This window comes from Parafilimonas terrae, assembly GCF_900115755.1.
GTDB classification, from domain to species: domain Bacteria; phylum Bacteroidota; class Bacteroidia; order Chitinophagales; family Chitinophagaceae; genus Parafilimonas; species Parafilimonas terrae.
The window spans coordinates 73281-89414 of record NZ_FOXQ01000001.1 but is presented as its reverse complement, the minus strand read 5'-3'; the positions used below and the strand labels follow the sequence as shown (position 1 = coordinate 89414).

Sequence of the window (16134 nt, the reverse complement as noted above, 5' to 3'; positions counted from 1 at the left end):
CTTCCCCTTTTTTTTAAAAACACCTGCAAACGGCAAACCTGGTCAGGCCTGTTTATTTTTTGACGCACCACAAAAACTTCTATATGAAAAAGAACATCCTTATTTTACTGCTTGCTTTGTTGCTTGGCTCAACTGCTTTTGCGCAGAACGCTACAATTAAAATTGATATTGACAGGACTATTGGAGAAATTGATCCCAATATTTACGGCGTATTTATGGAGCCCATTCATTTTAATGGCGCAAGAATGGGATTACCCGATTCTGTTGATTTCAACACGCTTTACGGCACGCTGTATGACCCCGCATCGTCGAAGGCAAATGAGGATGGGTTCATAAAAGATTATATTGATGCCATGAAAGAATTAAAAATTACCAATATGCGCTGGCCGGGTGGTAATTTTTTAATGGGTTACGACTGGAAAGATGGCATCGGCTCCAAAGATCAGCGCCCTACACGCATTAACCTGGCCTGGGGAGGAAAAGATAATAACCATGTGGGTACCGATGAATGGATGAAGCTCAATAAATCTATAGGCAGTGAAAACGTTGTAGCGGTTAATCTTGGCCTTGGTTCTATACTCGATGCGGCTTACTGGGTTGAATACTGCAACTACAAAGGCGGCACTTATTACTCAGACCTGCGGGCAAAAAATGGCCATGCAGCGCCTTATAATGTAAAAATTTGGGATTTAGGTAATGAAGTAGACGGACTGCCATGGGAACTGGGCCATAAAAACGCAGACGACTATGTTGAAACAGCAAGAGAAGCTGCCAAAGCGATGAAGGCAGTGGATCCTTCTATAAAACTCGTAGGTTCTGGATCATCTTATTATGAACCAACCGGCAAGTGGATTGACTGGAACCGTAAAGTGCTGAACGGCATCGGCGATAAAATAGATTATTTATCCATCCACCGTTATTGGGAAGGCGGCTCTCCGGATAATTATTATGCTTACATGGGCGATGGGGCAATGGATTTTGACGAAAAGATTAAAATAGTAGCCGGCCAAATTGCAACGGCAAGCGTACAAAATGACTTTAAACATCCTATTCATCTTTCCGTGGATGAGTGGGGAGCTTTTGCCAGGAATTTTATGGCGGTATTACCTATTGCACAATGTTTAAATTCTTTTATCCGTCATGCAGATGTAGTAAAAATGGCAAACTTTACCATGCTTACTTCGCTTTTATCAAACGACCCCAAAAACGGAACTTTTAAATCGCCGGTCTTTTATACGTTCAAGGCATTCTCCAATAACTGCATCGGCACTTCTGTAGATACCTATGTTTCCTGCGACACCTTTGGTACAGCGCAGTATAGAGGCATACCTTATCTTGATGTAACCGCAGTATATTCAAAGGAAACAAATAAAATAGTGGTGAACGTTATAAACCGGCACCAGGATAAAGCCATTACTGCAGATGTTATAAGCGCCTCAGGTAATTTTTCCGGCAAGGCTGAAGCAAGCATCGTGAACAGTGATGATCTGAAAGCACCGTTTGACTTCGCCAGTCAAGCTCAATATATCCCGGTAACAAAAGAGGCAAAGTTTAGCGGCAATAAATTAACCTATACATTTCCACCACATTCATTTACGCAAATAAAGGCAAGCCTTGCCAGATAAATTTAAAAATATAAATTACGAAGGTGAAAGTAGTTTTTAATGTCCTTTTCTTTTTTATTGTAATAACCTGCCAGGCACAGGAAAACGGCCACCAGCTATGGCTGCGCTATAAAAACGCTAAGCCTGTAACGGTTATTTGTTCAAAAAATTCTCCAACATTATCTATTGCTAAACAGGAGCTGCAAAATGGCTGGCAGGGTGAGCCGAATGCCTCCATAACACTTACCATAAAAAAAGATAAGGCATTAAAAGATGATGGTTTCAGGTTAAGCCAAAACGAAGTGATTGCCGCAACAGAAAAAGGTGTTTTGTATGGTGTATATGAATTGCTGCGCCGCCAGCGAACCGGCGAGGCTATTACAGGCGAAGCCGAGAACCCTTCATATCAAATCCGTATTTTAAATCACTGGGATAACCCGAACGGTTCGGTGGAACGCGGTTATGCGGGCCATTCTATTTTCTGGCGCAGCGGCCCGGATTCATTAACCGTTACACAAAACGATAAAAAGATTTGGACGGAATATGCACGTGCCAACGCATCCATTGGCATCAACGCATCGGTATTGAACAATGTAAATGCATCACCCAAAATAATAACACCGGAATATCTTAACCGCGTAAAAGCTATTGCTGATGTATTGCGGCCGTATGGTATTAAAACATATCTCTCCATCAACTTTTCTTCGCCGGCCATATTAGGCAAACTAAAAACATCCGACCCGCTGGATAAAGCTGTAATAAAATGGTGGCAGGATAAGGTGAAGGAAATTTACAGTTACGTGCCCGATTTTGGTGGTTTTTTGGTGAAGGCAAGCAGCGAAGGCCAGCCCGGCCCGCAGGATTTTGGCCGCACCCATGCCGATGGCGCCAATATGCTGGCCGATGCATTAAAACCATACAATGGCATTGTAATGTGGCGGGCATTTGTCTACAGCCCAAATGATAAAGACCGCGCAAAACAAGCCTATAATGAGTTTATGCCGCTTGATGGAAAGTTCAAGGATAATGTAATTATACAGGTAAAAAATGGCCCGGTAGATTTTCAGCCAAGAGAGCCTTTCAGCCCTTTATTCGGGGCAATGAAGCAAACGTCCGTAATGCCTGAATTGCAGGTAACGATGGAATATCTCGGTCACGATAAATACTTAGTGTTTTTATCAACTATGTGGGAAGAGGTTTTGCAAAGCGATACTTACCAGCAGGGCGAAGGCAGTACCGTGGCGCGCTGTACCGATGGCAGCATTTATTCGCAAAAATATACGGCTATGGCCGGTGTATCGAATGTTGGGTTAGATACCAATTGGTGTGGCCATTTATTCAACCAGGCCAACTGGTACGCCTTTGGCCGGCTGGCGTGGAATGTGAATTTAAAAAGTGAACAGATAGCAGATGAATGGCTAAAGCTTACTTTTTATGGCGCCCAATCTTCAAAATCGGGCGAAGCCAATTATAATGCAGGTTGGAACGATAATTTCCTCAAACCTGTAAAACAAATGATGCTCGATAGCCGCGAAGCCGCCGTGAATTTTATGACGCCGCTTGGCTTGCACCACATCATGTCGGCCAACGGCCATTATGGGCCCGGCCCGTGGTGGGCGCCAAAAGGTATGCGGGCTGATTGGACGCCGCCGTATTATCACCAGGCGGCCGAAAACGGCATTGGTTTCGACCGCACCAAAACCGGCAGCGATGCGGTTGAACAATACCACGAACCTTTGGCTTCGCAGTTTAATGATGCAGCTACCTGCCCTGAAAAATATTTATTATGGTTTCACCATGTGCCCTGGGATTACAAATTGAAAAGCGGCCGCACGTTATGGGATGAATTATGCTATAAATATGATGAGGGTGTAAACCAGGTGCGCAGTTTTCAAAAAGTATGGGACAAAGCAGGTGTTTATGTTGACAGCACGCGTTTCCTGGAAGTACAGCGCAAACTGCGTATTCAATGTGTGAATGCGGGGTTATGGAAAGATGCCTGCCTGCTATATTTTCAGCAATTCAGCAAAATGCCCATACCGTATGAATTGGAAAGGCCGGTAAACAATCTTGATGTAATGATGTACAACGACAGGGGTGACGGGCGTTCGCACTAAGGGTATTTATTGAGCTGGTTCAAAACTATTTTAAATTTATTTTCATAGTTATTGCGGTTTTCCCGGTATTTCAATTTCAATGTAAAATCAATTTGCCATCAATGAAAAATTTGTTGCTTTCCTGCTTCGTTTTATCATCCTGTTTTTGTTTATCGCAAACAAACCAATCATTAAAACTCTGGTACAACAAGCCTTCCGGCGATGTTTGGGAAAATGCTTTGCCGGTTGGTAATGGTTTCCAGGCGGCAATGGTTTATGGAAATGTGGATATGGAAACTATTCAACTGAATGAAGGCACATTATGGAGCGGCAGCCCAAACCGTAATGATAACCCGTTAGCGCTGGATTCGCTCGAATCCATAAGAAAGTTAGTGTTTGAAGGCAGGCAAAAAGAAGCGGAGCAACTGGCAAATAAAGTTATCATCAGCAAAAAATCACAAGGACAAATGTTTCAGCCGGCCGGTGCATTGCACCTTGCCTTTAATGGTCATAGTAATTATGATGATTATTACCGTGAGCTGGATATAGAAAAAGCTGTCGCCAAAACTTCTTATAAAGTAGGCGATGTTAATTATACAAGAGAAGTGATGGCTTCTTTTCCGGACCGTGTTATTGTAATAAGATTAACGGCCGGCAAACCCCGCAGCCTTTCATTCAGCGCTTTTTATTCAACCCCGCAGCCAAATGCGGTAATGAAAACAACGCCTGCAAAAGAATTAACCATTGCCGGTACTGCCATTGATCATGAAGGCGTAAAAGGGCTGGTGAAATATAAAGGCATTACCCGCATAAAAACAGAAGGCGGTACAGTTTCATCAACTGATACATCGCTGATTGTAAGCAATGCCAACGCAGCTACCATTTATATTTCCATTGCTACCAACTTCAATAGTTATAATGATTTGAATGGCGATGAGAATGCACGGGCCGACGCTTGCCTGGCCAAAGCATATCAAAAAAATTATGCTGATATGCTGAAAGCGCATATTGCGGCTTATCAAAAATTCTTTAGCCGTGTTAAACTTGATCTTGGCACAACCGGTGCAGCAAAGCTTCCAACCGATGAAAGATTAAAGCATTTTAATTCAGTAAATGATCCACAACTGGTAACGCTTTATTATCAATATGGCCGTTATTTACTGATCTCCTCTTCACAGCCCGGCGGCCAGCCTGCAACCTTGCAAGGCATCTGGAACGATAAAATGATGCCGCCCTGGGACAGCAAATACACCATTAATATCAATACAGAAATGAACTACTGGCCGGCAGAAAAAACCAACCTGCCGGAAATGCATGAGCCATTGATAAAAATGGTGAAAGAACTTGCCGTTACCGGTCAACAAACTGCCAGGGATATGTATAGTACCCGCGGCTGGATGGCACATCATAACACCGATATCTGGCGAATAAACGGTGGCGTAGATGGCGCCTTCTGGGGGCTATGGCCTAATGGCGGTGGCTGGCTAAGCCAGCATTTATGGGAGCATTATTTATACAATGGCGATAAAAAATACCTTGAATCTGTTTACCCGGCTTTAAAGGGTGCTGCCTTGTTTTATGCTGATTATTTAATAGAACACCCCAAATATCACTGGCTGGTTATTTGCCCGGATGAATCACCTGAAAATGCACCCGCTGCTCATGACGGTTCTTCCATTGACGCAGGTGTAACCATGACAAACCAAATAGTTTTTGATGTATTTTCCAATGCCATAGAGGCGGCAAAAATTTTGAAGCGCGACCAGGCCTTTGCAGATACACTGATACAAAAACGCAGCCGCCTCGCACCCATGCATATTGGCCGTCACAGCCAGTTGCAGGAATGGCTGGATGACGTAGACGATCCAAATGATAAGCACCGCCATATTTCCCATTTGTATGGGTTATTTCCTTCTAATCAAATCTCGCCTTACCGTACGCCGGAATTATATAGCGCAGCAAAGAATACACTTTTGCAGCGGGGTGATGTTTCTACCGGCTGGAGCATGGGCTGGAAAGTAAACTGGTGGGCCAAAATGCTGGATGGTAATCATGCATATAAACTTATTCAAAACCAGCTGACACCTGTAGGCACCAACGAAGGTGGTGGTGGCACTTATAATAATTTATTCGATGCGCACCCGCCATTCCAGATTGACGGTAATTTCGGTTGTACATCCGGCATAACAGAAATGCTGGTGCAAAGCGAAGACGGCGATTTGCATTTATTACCGGCGTTGCCCGATGTATGGCAATCATCAGGCAGCATCAGCGGACTTCGTGCAAGAGGTGGTTTTGAACTGGTAAGCATGGAATGGAAAAATGGTAAAGTGGTAAAAGCCGTTATTAAATCAACTTTAGGCGGAAACCTTCGGTTAAGAACACCAAACGAAATGAAGCAGGATGGCGGCATATTGACAAACGCATCAGGGGATAATGCGAATCCTTTTTACAGCGTTGAAAAAACACCCCCGCCAATTATTTCGGATAAAGCGGTTATAACATCACCCGATTTGAAAAAGACTTTTGTTTATGATATACCAACGCAGGCAGGAAAAATATATACGTTGATTGCGAAGTAAATTATCTGGGCCAGGTAGTAAGATTAAAAAGTAACAGTAAAAATTCCATAAATAAAAAATAGCAACAGGTTATTACATGTAAATATTACAACGAACATGTAGAAGATAAGTTTCAAAATTTTGAATAATTGTAATACTGACAATTTTAATAACAAGTTTTAATATACCTATTCATGATGAAGGTAAACTACTTGAGAAAAATCAGAAACAACCAAAAAGCCGGCTTGTGTCTGCTATGCAGTTTTGTTTTGTTTGCGAATTTTTTGTTTGCTCAAAAATCAAACACTGGGAAAGGTGCCTTTTATACCGGTGTGTATCCAAATGTTTTCAGGCAGGCTGGATATAGCCAGGCAGATATTGATGCAAAAGTTAATAAAGCTTATACCGATTTATTTGAAGGGCCCAACAAAATATATTTTGAGGTGGAAGATTCGCTGGGTTATGTGTCAGACATAAAAAATAAAGATGTCCGTACCGAAGGTATGTCGTATGGAATGATGGTTGCCGTTCAACTCAACAAAAAAGATGTGTTTGATCGCATCTGGCGCTTTAGTAAAAAATACCTGCAGCATAAAGAAGGGCCGCGGGAAGGCTATTTTGCCTGGAGTTTTAACCCTCAAACGATGAAGCAAAATTCGCCGGGCACTGCTTCTGATGGTGAGTTATATTATGTAACAGCGCTTTTATTCGCTTCCAACAGGTGGGGCAATAAAACAGGTATTAACTATTATGGTGAAGCCAGGCATATTCTGGATGCAATGTGGAAGAAAGATGGAACGGGCGGCATTCACAATATTATCAATACCGAGCATAAACAAATAAGCTTTACACCCGAATACAACAATTATAAATGGACGGATCCTTCTTATCATTTGCCGGCTTTCTTTGAGGTTTGGGCAATGTATGCCAAAGATGGCCACGAACAGTTTTATAAAGATTGCGCCGATACTTCCCGAGCATATTTGCACAGGGCTTGCCATCCTGTTACCGGCTTAAATTATGACTACGCTGAATTCAGTGGTGAAGCGCATATTGCACCATGGATGCCTGCAGGATTTCGTTATGATTCCTGGCGCGTACCCATGAATATTGCTATGGATTACTACTGGTTTGGAAAAGATAAAGAATGGCAGCGGGATTATGCAAAGCGGTTACAAACCTTTTTCCGCTCAAAAGGTATTGACACATTTGAAGACCAGTTCAATCCCGATGGTTCAAGGCCTGATTCCATTTTACAGGCTGGGGGATTTAAAAAATTGCGTCATTCGCTGGGCCTGGTTTCCACGGTGGCTTCAACTGAAATAATTTATAACAGCAATAAAAAATTTGATTTTGTACATGCGCTTTGGAACAACAAACTGGCGCCTTATGAAGATGGTTATTTCGATCCTTATTACGATGGCTTACTGTATTTATTCAGCCTGATGCATTTAAGCGGAAAATATCAAATCATACAATCTCAAACGCATTAATAAGCTCATTAAACAACGCAACATATCTTATGAGTGAACAATTAAAAAAAACTGCCTTACTGCTTGCCTGTTTTTGCCTGGCATTGTGTTCTTTTTCACAGGACAAAAAGTTCTACATTTTTCTCTGTTTTGGCCAATCGAACATGGAAGGCAATGCCCGGTTTGAACCACAGGATACAATCAATGTCGATACCCGCTTTAAAGTGATGGAAGCAGTTGATTGTCCCAACCTGGGCCGCGAAAAAGGGAAGTGGTATACTGCTGTTCCGCCACTGTGCCGCTGCCATACAGGGTTAACACCTGCCGATTATTTTGGCAGAGCACTGTTGGAAAATCTTCCAAAGGATGTTACTGTAGGTGTGATAAATGTAGCCGTTGGTGGTTGCAAGATCGTGCTCTTCAATAAAGACAATTATAAAGGTTATGCCGATACCGCGCCTGTCTGGATGAAGCCGATGATAAAAGAATATGACGGCAGCCCTTACGACAGGCTGGTAGAAATGGCAAAGCTGGCCCAGAAAGACGGCGTGATAAAAGGCATCCTGCTGCACCAGGGTGAATCTAATACCGGCGATACTACCTGGCCTTCACAGGTGAACGTTGTGTACAACAATCTTTTAAAAGACCTCAACCTTAAAGCTGCTGCAGTGCCTTTGTTGGCCGGTGAAGTAGTACACGAGGAACAAAATGGTATTTGCGCCCAGATGAATGCTATTATTGATAAACTTCCGCAAACCATTCCAACGGCGCATGTGGTCTCATCAAAAGGTTGCAGTGTAGCAAAAGATAACCTGCATTTTAATGCTGCCGGTTACAGGGAACTTGGAAAACGCTATGCCGCTGTTATGCTGCCCTTATTGGGCTATAAGATGAAGACGGAAAATTAAAAGCATTAAAAATACCTAACCATACCAAATCAAAATATCAAACGGACAAACATCATGAAATACATTTTGCTCATTGCACTTGTGGCATTTATTTACCCGCAAGCAAATGCACAGCCTGTCACCAACCATGCACCACAGGGGTTTGATTCGATGCAGGCAAATATCCCACATGGAAAAATTGACACCATCTCCTATAACTCAAAAACGGTTGGCAATGCACGAAGGGCTATAATTTATACACCCCCCGGTTATTCGAAAAAGAATAAATATCCTGTACTGTATTTGCTGCATGGCATTGGCGGTGATGAAAAAGAATGGCTCAACGGCGGCAGCCCGCAGGTAATACTGGATAATTTATATGCAGAAGGAAAACTCGTTCCCATGATTGTTGTAATGCCCAATGGCCGGGCCATGAAAGATGACCGTGCAACCGGCAATATTATGGCGCCCGATAAAGTGCAGGCTTTTGCCACCTTCGAGCAAGATCTGTTAAATGATCTTATTCCTTATATCGAAAAGAAATTCCCGGTTTATACAGATCGTGAACACCGTGCCATCGCAGGCTTATCAATGGGCGGCGGCCAGTCGCTCAATTTCGGCCTTGGCAACCTGGATAAATTTGCCTGGGTGGGCGGCTTTTCTTCGGCGCCAAATACCAAAGCCCCTGAACAATTAGTGCCCGATCCGGAAAAAGCAAAACAAATGCTGCGGCTGCTCTGGATTTCCTGTGGTGATGCAGACGGGCTTATTGGTTTTAGCAAACGCACACATGATTATCTGGTTAAAAGCCATGTGCCGCATATTTATTACATAGAACCAGGCGTGCACGATTTTAAAGTGTGGAAGAACGGTTTGTATATGTTTTCGCAGTTTCTGTTTAAACCTGTGAACCCCTCTGCATTTTCTAAGTATACCGTGTTGGGAACACCTGCCGAAACCAATGTGTATAATGCAAAATATCCGCAGATACTGCCAGACAGCCGCGTGGTTTTCCACATAAAAGCACCTGATGCGCAAACAGTGCAAATTGATTTGGGTAAGAAATACGATATGCTGAAAGATACCGGTGGCTACTGGCAGGTAACTACCGATTCTATTGGCGAAGGTTTTCATTATTATTCTTTGATTATTGATGGCGTTGCTGTGGCTGATCCCGCCAGTGAAACATTCTATGGAATGGGGCGCATGGCAAGCGGCATTGAAATACCTTTTGCCAACGGTGATTATTATGCTTTAAAAGATGTGCCGCACGGCGATGTCCGTATCAAAGATTACTTTTCCCCGGTTACCAGGTCCTGGCGCCAAATGTATATTTATACGCCGCCGGGTTATGATGAAAACACATTAGCCAGGTATCCTGTTTTATACCTACTGCATGGCGGCGGGGAAGATGAACGTGGCTGGGCTGCACAGGGAAAAACCAACCTCATTTTAGATAACCTAATTGCCGAAGGCAGGGCGAAAGCTATGATTATTGTAATGCCTGATACCAATATTGGAATGGGTGGTTTTAACGCTAATGGAATAGAAGGTTCAATGAAAATGTTTGAAAGCGAAATGAAACAATCCATAATTCCTTTTGTTGAAAAAAATTACCGCGCTAAAACAGGTGCCGGCAGCCGTGCGCTTGCAGGTTTATCAATGGGTGGTTTGCATACGCTTTATACCGGTATCAATAATACAGATGTGTTTTCCAGTCTCGGTGTATTTAGTTCAGGTTGGATAGTGCCGATGATGGATAAAACCGCCGATGCGCAATATGCTTTTATGAAAGATAACGCTGACAAAATAAATAGTAATCTGAAAGCATTCTGGATTTCCGAAGGCGGCCCCGAAGACATTGCTTACAAGAATGGCCAGATTATGTTAGGCAAATTAGATGAACTGAAAATTAAGCACACGTATTACGAATATCCCGGCGGGCACACATGGCCGGTGTGGAGAAATGCTTTGTATCATTTTGCGCCTTTGCTTTTTCAATAAAAGCGTAAACGCTACCTGCTTTAAAATTTAAATCACTCATTAAATATTAAAAACATGAAACTAAAATCAACGATTGTTTTTTCGCTAACATTACTGGCGAGCCAAATTTGTTTGGGGCAAAATAATGTGGTTGAAGATTTCAAGCCTTCAACGCTTAACCAACCCGGGCAGGAATATCCCCAGGTAAATTCCCAGGGATATGCAAGATTTAAAATCAAAGCTCCGCTGGCTGATAGTGTTCGGGTAAGTCTCGGTTTGGGTGGAAGAGGAGGCACTTTGCTCACCAGGGACGCGGACGGATTTTTTACCGGCACCACCGAAGGGCCGATGGATGAAGGTTTCCATTATTATCATCTCACAGTAGATGGCGGCACTTTTAATGATCCCGGAACATTGAATTTCTATGGCTCTACCCGTTGGGAAAGCGGTATCGAAATACCCGCACACGACCAGGATTTTTATGCACTGAAAGATGTACCGCACGGCCATGTGCAGCAAATTCTTTTTCCTTCAAAAAGTACCAATACATCAAGGCGTGCTTTTGTTTATACACCGCCGGCGTATGAAAAAAATACGTCAGAAAAGTATCCTGTATTGTACCTGCAGCACGGCTGGGGCGAAGATGAAACGGCGTGGAGCAACCAGGGGCATGCCAATCTTATCATGGATAACCTGATCGCCGAAGGGAAAATAAAACCGTTTATTATTGTGATGACTTATGGAATGACCAATGAATTAAAATGGGGCCACATGAACGAATTCAAAATTGACCCTTTCCAAACGGTGCTTGTGGATGAGTTGATTCCTTATGTTGATACGCATTTTCGCACGATTGCCGATAAAGGCCATCGCGCCATGGCAGGCCTTTCTATGGGCGGCATGGAAACGCATATGATTACGCTGAATAAACCTGATGTTTTTTCTTACTACGCTTTACTCAGCGGCGGCATTTATACGCCTGATGAGCTTAAAGACAAATCAAAACCGAAGCTCATCTTTATAAGCTGTGGCAGCAAAGAAAGACCTGATGCTGTTAAGAACGCAGTAACAACTTTGAAGGGCGCCGGCTACAATGCAGTTTCTTATATTTCTGAAAATACGGCTCACGAATTCCAGACATGGCGCCGCAGCCTGCATGAACTTGCACCTTTGTTGTTTAAGGATTAAGAATTATATACTCACCAAATTATGTATGATGATGTACAAACCGCTTAGTCTTTTTATGGCCATTGCTTTTAGCACGGCTGCCTGTTTTGCCCAATCAGATAATTTTAAACCGGCCGTTACCAATTTTCCGGGAAAGCAATACCCACAGGTAAATGCCGAAGGCCGGGTGCGTGCCAGCATTGCAGCGCCGGAGGCCAACAAGGTGCAGCTTGATATTGGTGGAAAGAAATATGATATGGTAAAAGATGAAAAAGGCGTTTGGACAGGCGAATCGTTGCCGCAGGATGAAGGCTTTCATTATTACCAGCTAAATATAGACGGCGTTCCTGTTCCTGATCCCGGAAGCCTTTACTTTTACGGCGCCGGGCGCTGGGGCAGCGGAATTGAAATTCCGGCTGCAGACCAGGGTTTCTTTGCGCTGAAAGATGTGCCGCATGGCCTCGTAAGCGAAAATATTTATTTCTCTAAATTAACCGGTTTGTGGAGGCGCTGTTTCGTTTATACGCCTCCGGGTTATGAAAAAGATACGAAAACACGTTATCCTGTTTTGTATTTGCAACACGGAAGTTTTGAAGATGAAACGGGCTGGTCGCGGCAGGGCCACGCCAACCTGATCCTTGATAATTTAATTGCAGCTGGCAAAGCTGTGCCCATGATTATCGTTATGGATAATGGCTATGCACTTAAACCAAACGCAGAAGTTACCGACAGCAAAGCCAGCCCTGAGTCTATTTTTGAACAGGTGATGATAAACGAAATCATCCCGATGATTGATGGAAAATTTCGCACGGTTGCCGATCGTGCGCACAGGGCGATTGCAGGCCTTTCTATGGGCGCCAATCAAACCATGCGGATCATTATGAATAACCTTGACAAGTTTTCTGCGCTTGGGGCTTTCAGCGGCACTTCCAATTATCCCAGCACAGATGTTATTGATCCTGCTAGATTTTTGGATGGAAAATTTAATGATGCGGCAGCTATCAATAAACAATTGAGAGTGCTGTTTCTTGGGTTGGGCACCAAAGAGCCAAATCCTTTTCCCGGATCTGTTGGTGCGTTCAGGAATATGCTGGATAAACAAGGCATTAAACATGTATTTTACGAGTCGCCGGGAACAGCTCATGAATGGCTTACATGGAGAAGAGACCTGGAGCAGTTTGCGCAATTACTTTTTAAGAAATAAATCAACAGGATAAATAGGGTGTGAAGCTTTGCACCCTATTATTACACAAAAGCAAATGAGAAAAATAAAGATTCTTTTTATTGGAATATGCTTATTGCCGTTTGCTGCTCACGCGCAGCGAGTCATAAATCTTTATCCCGGAGATATTCCGAATTCAAAGAAAACAGCATTAAAAGACATTCCTGAAAATGTTTCAGCAGGTTTGATGCGCAGGGTTATTACACCAACCCTGCAAATATATTTGCCGGAAAAAGATAAGGCCACCGACGCTGCAATAGTCATTTGCCCCGGTGGCGGTTACAGCGTAATTGTTTATGATGGTGAAGGTACGCTGACGGCGAAAGAACTTGTCAAAAAAGGCATTGCTGCTTTTGTATTGAGATACCGTTTGCCCAATGATTCTTTCCAGGTAAACAAAACCATTGCGCCTCTGCAGGATGCGCAGCAGGCAATAAAAATGGTGCGTGACAGCGCCGTTGCCTGGGGTATTAATTCAAATAAAATTGGCATTATGGGATTTTCTGCCGGCGGCCATGTGGCTTCCACAGAGGCAACGCATTTTAATAAAGCGCTCATAGAAAATAAAAGCAACAAGAGCCTGCGGCCTGATTTCCAGATTTTAGTATATCCCGTTATCAGCATGCAGGATAGCCTTGCGCACCAGGGTTCACGTACACAATTGTTGGGAGATAATCCCTCAAAAGAAACGATTGATCTTTATTCAAATGAATTGCAGGCGGATAAAAACGCTCCTCCCGCTTTTATCACAGTAGCAGCAGATGATAAAGTGGTGGATGTAGATAACAGCATTGTTTATTTTGAAAAATTAAGGCACAATAAAGTGCCCGTGGAAATGCATATTTATCAAAAAGGCGACCACGGTTTTGTGTTCAGGCACCCGGGATGGATGGAGCCCTTGTTTGAATGGATGCAAAACAATAGCTGGATAAATAAATAAGATTTTAATCATGAGCAGATGTTCTAAACATTAGAGTATTATGAAACAAAAAACATTAAAAAAACTTCGTTTACTGTTGCTGGTTGCAGTTGCCTTCTCAATGAATCCGGTGTTTTCGCAAACGCCTGAAATTAATTTGAATGTAGCACAGGCCAACAAAGATGTCAGCCCGATGTTATACGGTTTAATGACCGAAGAAATTAACCATTCTTATGATGGCGGGTTGTATGCTGAATTAATCCGTAACAGGATTTTCAAAGACAGTAAAACGGAGCCCGAAGGCTGGAGTCTTGTGAAAGAAAATTCTTCGTCACAGGCAGATATAAAATTAATAGGAGCACAGGAACATGTGCCCAATGATGAACGCAGAAATGCCATCAATAGCGCCATGCAGGCTTGTTTGAGGCTTACAGTTGAAAAAGCGGATGGTAATGTGGGCATTGCCAATGAAGGGTATTGGGGCATCCCCGTAAAACCTTCTACTACATATAAAGCATCATTTTATATAAAAGGCACAGACCGCAGGGAGCCTCTACGTTGGCCATGGGAACCCAAGCCAACCACGCCGCCGCTGCCTGTAATTGAAAATAATACACCCGGCCCTATAACGGTTTCCATTGTAAGTAATGATGGCAAAACTGTTTATGCAAAAGGAACGATCAATCTCGAAAAAAGTACTTACTGGAAACAATATGAAGTTAACCTTACAACAGCTGCGGATATAAAACCCACAAAAGATGCAAGGTTTGTAATTTCCACCGATCGTGTTGGTGTTTATTATTTCAACCTGGTTTCATTATTTCCGCCTACTTATAACAACCAACCAAATGGTTTTCGCACAGACCTGATGAATATGCTGGTGGATATGAAACCAAAATTTCTCCGTTTTCCCGGGGGAAATTTTTTAGAAGGCCCAAAACTGACCGATGCTTTTCCGTGGAAGGAAACGCTTGGCCCTATTGCCAACCGCCCGGGACATAACGGTTCATGGGGTTACCGTGCATCTGATGGAATGGGATTACTGGAATTTTTGTTATGGGCAGAAAACATGGGTGCTGAACCGGTTTTAGGTGTTTATGCTGGTTATTCGTTGGAAGGCGACCATGTTGATGCCGGCCCGCTTTTAAAACCGTATGTGGATGATGCACTGGATGAAATAGAATATGTAACAGGCGATACAACTACCTACTGGGGCGCCAAACGTGCCAGGGATGGACATCCGGCGCCATTCAAACTTCAGTATGTTGAAATTGGTAATGAAGATTGGTTTGACAGGAGCAATAGTTACGATGGCAGATTTAAACAATTCAGGGAAGCCATTGAAGCAAAATATCCCAATATAACCTGCATTTCAACTATCCCGAAAACTCAATATCCTGCCATGAGCGTGAAGGGTAAAGATGCAGATGTGGTAGATGAGCATTACTACCGCGATTCGTGGGATATGTGGGAAAATGCTTCGCAATATGATGCCTACGACCGCAACGGACCAAAGATATTTGTGGGCGAATGGGCTACAAGAGAAGGCAAGCCAACTACAAATTTAAATGCGGCCTTAGGAGATGCTGCCTGGATGACCGGGATGGAACGCAATTCAGATTTAATCGTTATGTCTTGTTATGCGCCTTTATTTGTAAACGTGAGCATTGATTCATCAAACGGAAAAAGAGCGTGGCAGTGGGATTCAGATTTGATTGGTTATGATGCATTAAACAGCTACGGCTCACCTTCTTATTACGTACAAAAATTATTCAACCATTATTTGGGTAATAAAATTGTACCGGGCACCGTAAAAAATACACCCGTTCAAAACAGGCCGCTTACCAAACAAGACAGCGCTAAAGGTGTAACCGTTAAAACGGTGCCTATGCTTTTTTATGCGGCAACTATGAATGATACAACGGGTGTCTTGTATTTAAAAATTGTAAATACAAAGGCAAAAAAAGAAACGGTAAAAATTAATCTTGAAGGTGTCAACGGAACTGAACCTGAAGCAACAATGGTGGTGGTTAAAGGCAATAAACCCGATGACACCAACAGTATAACGGAACCGGAAAATATAGTGCCTGAAACATCTACTATAAAAGGCATTAAATCGTCTTTTACAAAAACATTTGATCCGTTTTCGGTAAGTATTATTGAAATTAAAACACGTAAATAATGCATGCCCTTTCGTCTGAAAACAGGTTAAATTTTTTATTT

At 43.0% G+C, this 16134-nt stretch carries 10 protein-coding genes; all 10 read left to right on the top strand.

Annotation, left to right across the window (positions count from 1 at the left end; translation table 11 throughout):
* Positions 1-83 precede the first annotated feature (83 nt).
* On the top strand, positions 84-1625 hold the full coding sequence (locus BM015_RS00340; protein ID WP_090653429.1) for an alpha-L-arabinofuranosidase C-terminal domain-containing protein: 1542 nt from the start codon (positions 84-86) through the stop codon (positions 1623-1625).
* A gap of 23 nt (positions 1626-1648) precedes the next feature.
* On the top strand, positions 1649-3721 hold the full coding sequence (locus BM015_RS00335) for an alpha-glucuronidase (RefSeq protein ID WP_090653428.1): 2073 nt from the start codon (positions 1649-1651) through the stop codon (positions 3719-3721).
* A 101-nt stretch (positions 3722-3822) separates the two neighbouring features.
* Complete coding sequence (locus BM015_RS00330; protein ID WP_090653427.1) at positions 3823-6282, top strand: glycoside hydrolase family 95 protein; 2460 nt, start codon at positions 3823-3825, stop codon at positions 6280-6282.
* A 311-nt stretch (positions 6283-6593) separates the two neighbouring features.
* Entirely contained in the window at positions 6594-7754 is a 1161-nt protein-coding gene (locus BM015_RS00325) for a family 8 glycosyl hydrolase (RefSeq protein WP_245751154.1), read from the top strand.
* Between the two features lie 29 nt (positions 7755-7783).
* Entirely contained in the window at positions 7784-8641 is an 858-nt protein-coding gene (locus tag BM015_RS00320) for a sialate O-acetylesterase (protein ID WP_177191764.1), read from the top strand.
* A 54-nt stretch (positions 8642-8695) separates the two neighbouring features.
* Positions 8696-10624 (top strand): alpha/beta hydrolase-fold protein, encoded by a 1929-nt coding sequence (locus tag BM015_RS00315; protein ID WP_090653425.1) that lies wholly within the window; start codon positions 8696-8698, stop codon positions 10622-10624.
* 54 nt (positions 10625-10678) lie between these two features.
* Positions 10679-11791, top strand: coding sequence for an alpha/beta hydrolase-fold protein (locus BM015_RS00310; protein WP_090653424.1), 1113 nt, complete (start codon positions 10679-10681; stop codon positions 11789-11791).
* Between the two features lie 25 nt (positions 11792-11816).
* A complete protein-coding gene (locus BM015_RS00305; RefSeq protein WP_090655077.1) occupies positions 11817-12974 on the top strand; it encodes an alpha/beta hydrolase-fold protein in 1158 nt (385 codons plus the stop codon).
* A 55-nt stretch (positions 12975-13029) separates the two neighbouring features.
* The gene (locus BM015_RS00300) at positions 13030-13932 is read left to right on the top strand and encodes an alpha/beta hydrolase (protein ID WP_090653423.1); all 903 of its coding nucleotides are present in this window, start codon (positions 13030-13032) and stop codon (positions 13930-13932) included.
* Positions 13933-13972: 40 nt separating this feature from the next.
* Positions 13973-16093 carry an alpha-L-arabinofuranosidase C-terminal domain-containing protein gene (locus BM015_RS00295; protein ID WP_090653422.1) on the top strand — a complete coding sequence of 707 codons (2121 nt, stop codon included), beginning with the start codon at positions 13973-13975 and terminating at the stop codon, positions 16091-16093.
* The last annotated feature ends 41 nt before the right edge of the window (positions 16094-16134 follow it).

Excerpts from the sequence above, each read along its gene's own strand:
- BM015_RS00340 (WP_090653429.1), top strand. The coding sequence starts at position 84 with ATGAAAAAGAACATCCTTATTTTACTGCTTGCTTTGTTGCTTGGCTCA.
- BM015_RS00330 (WP_090653427.1), top strand. The coding sequence starts at position 3,823 with ATGAAAAATTTGTTGCTTTCCTGCTTCGTTTTATCATCCTGTTTTTGT.
- BM015_RS00320 (WP_177191764.1), top strand. The coding sequence starts at position 7,784 with ATGAGTGAACAATTAAAAAAAACTGCCTTACTGCTTGCCTGTTTTTGC.
- BM015_RS00315 (WP_090653425.1), top strand. The coding sequence starts at position 8,696 with ATGAAATACATTTTGCTCATTGCACTTGTGGCATTTATTTACCCGCAA.
- BM015_RS00310 (WP_090653424.1), top strand. The coding sequence starts at position 10,679 with ATGAAACTAAAATCAACGATTGTTTTTTCGCTAACATTACTGGCGAGC.
- BM015_RS00305 (WP_090655077.1), top strand. The coding sequence starts at position 11,817 with ATGATGATGTACAAACCGCTTAGTCTTTTTATGGCCATTGCTTTTAGC.
- BM015_RS00300 (WP_090653423.1), top strand. The coding sequence starts at position 13,030 with ATGAGAAAAATAAAGATTCTTTTTATTGGAATATGCTTATTGCCGTTT.
- BM015_RS00295 (WP_090653422.1), top strand. The coding sequence starts at position 13,973 with ATGAAACAAAAAACATTAAAAAAACTTCGTTTACTGTTGCTGGTTGCA.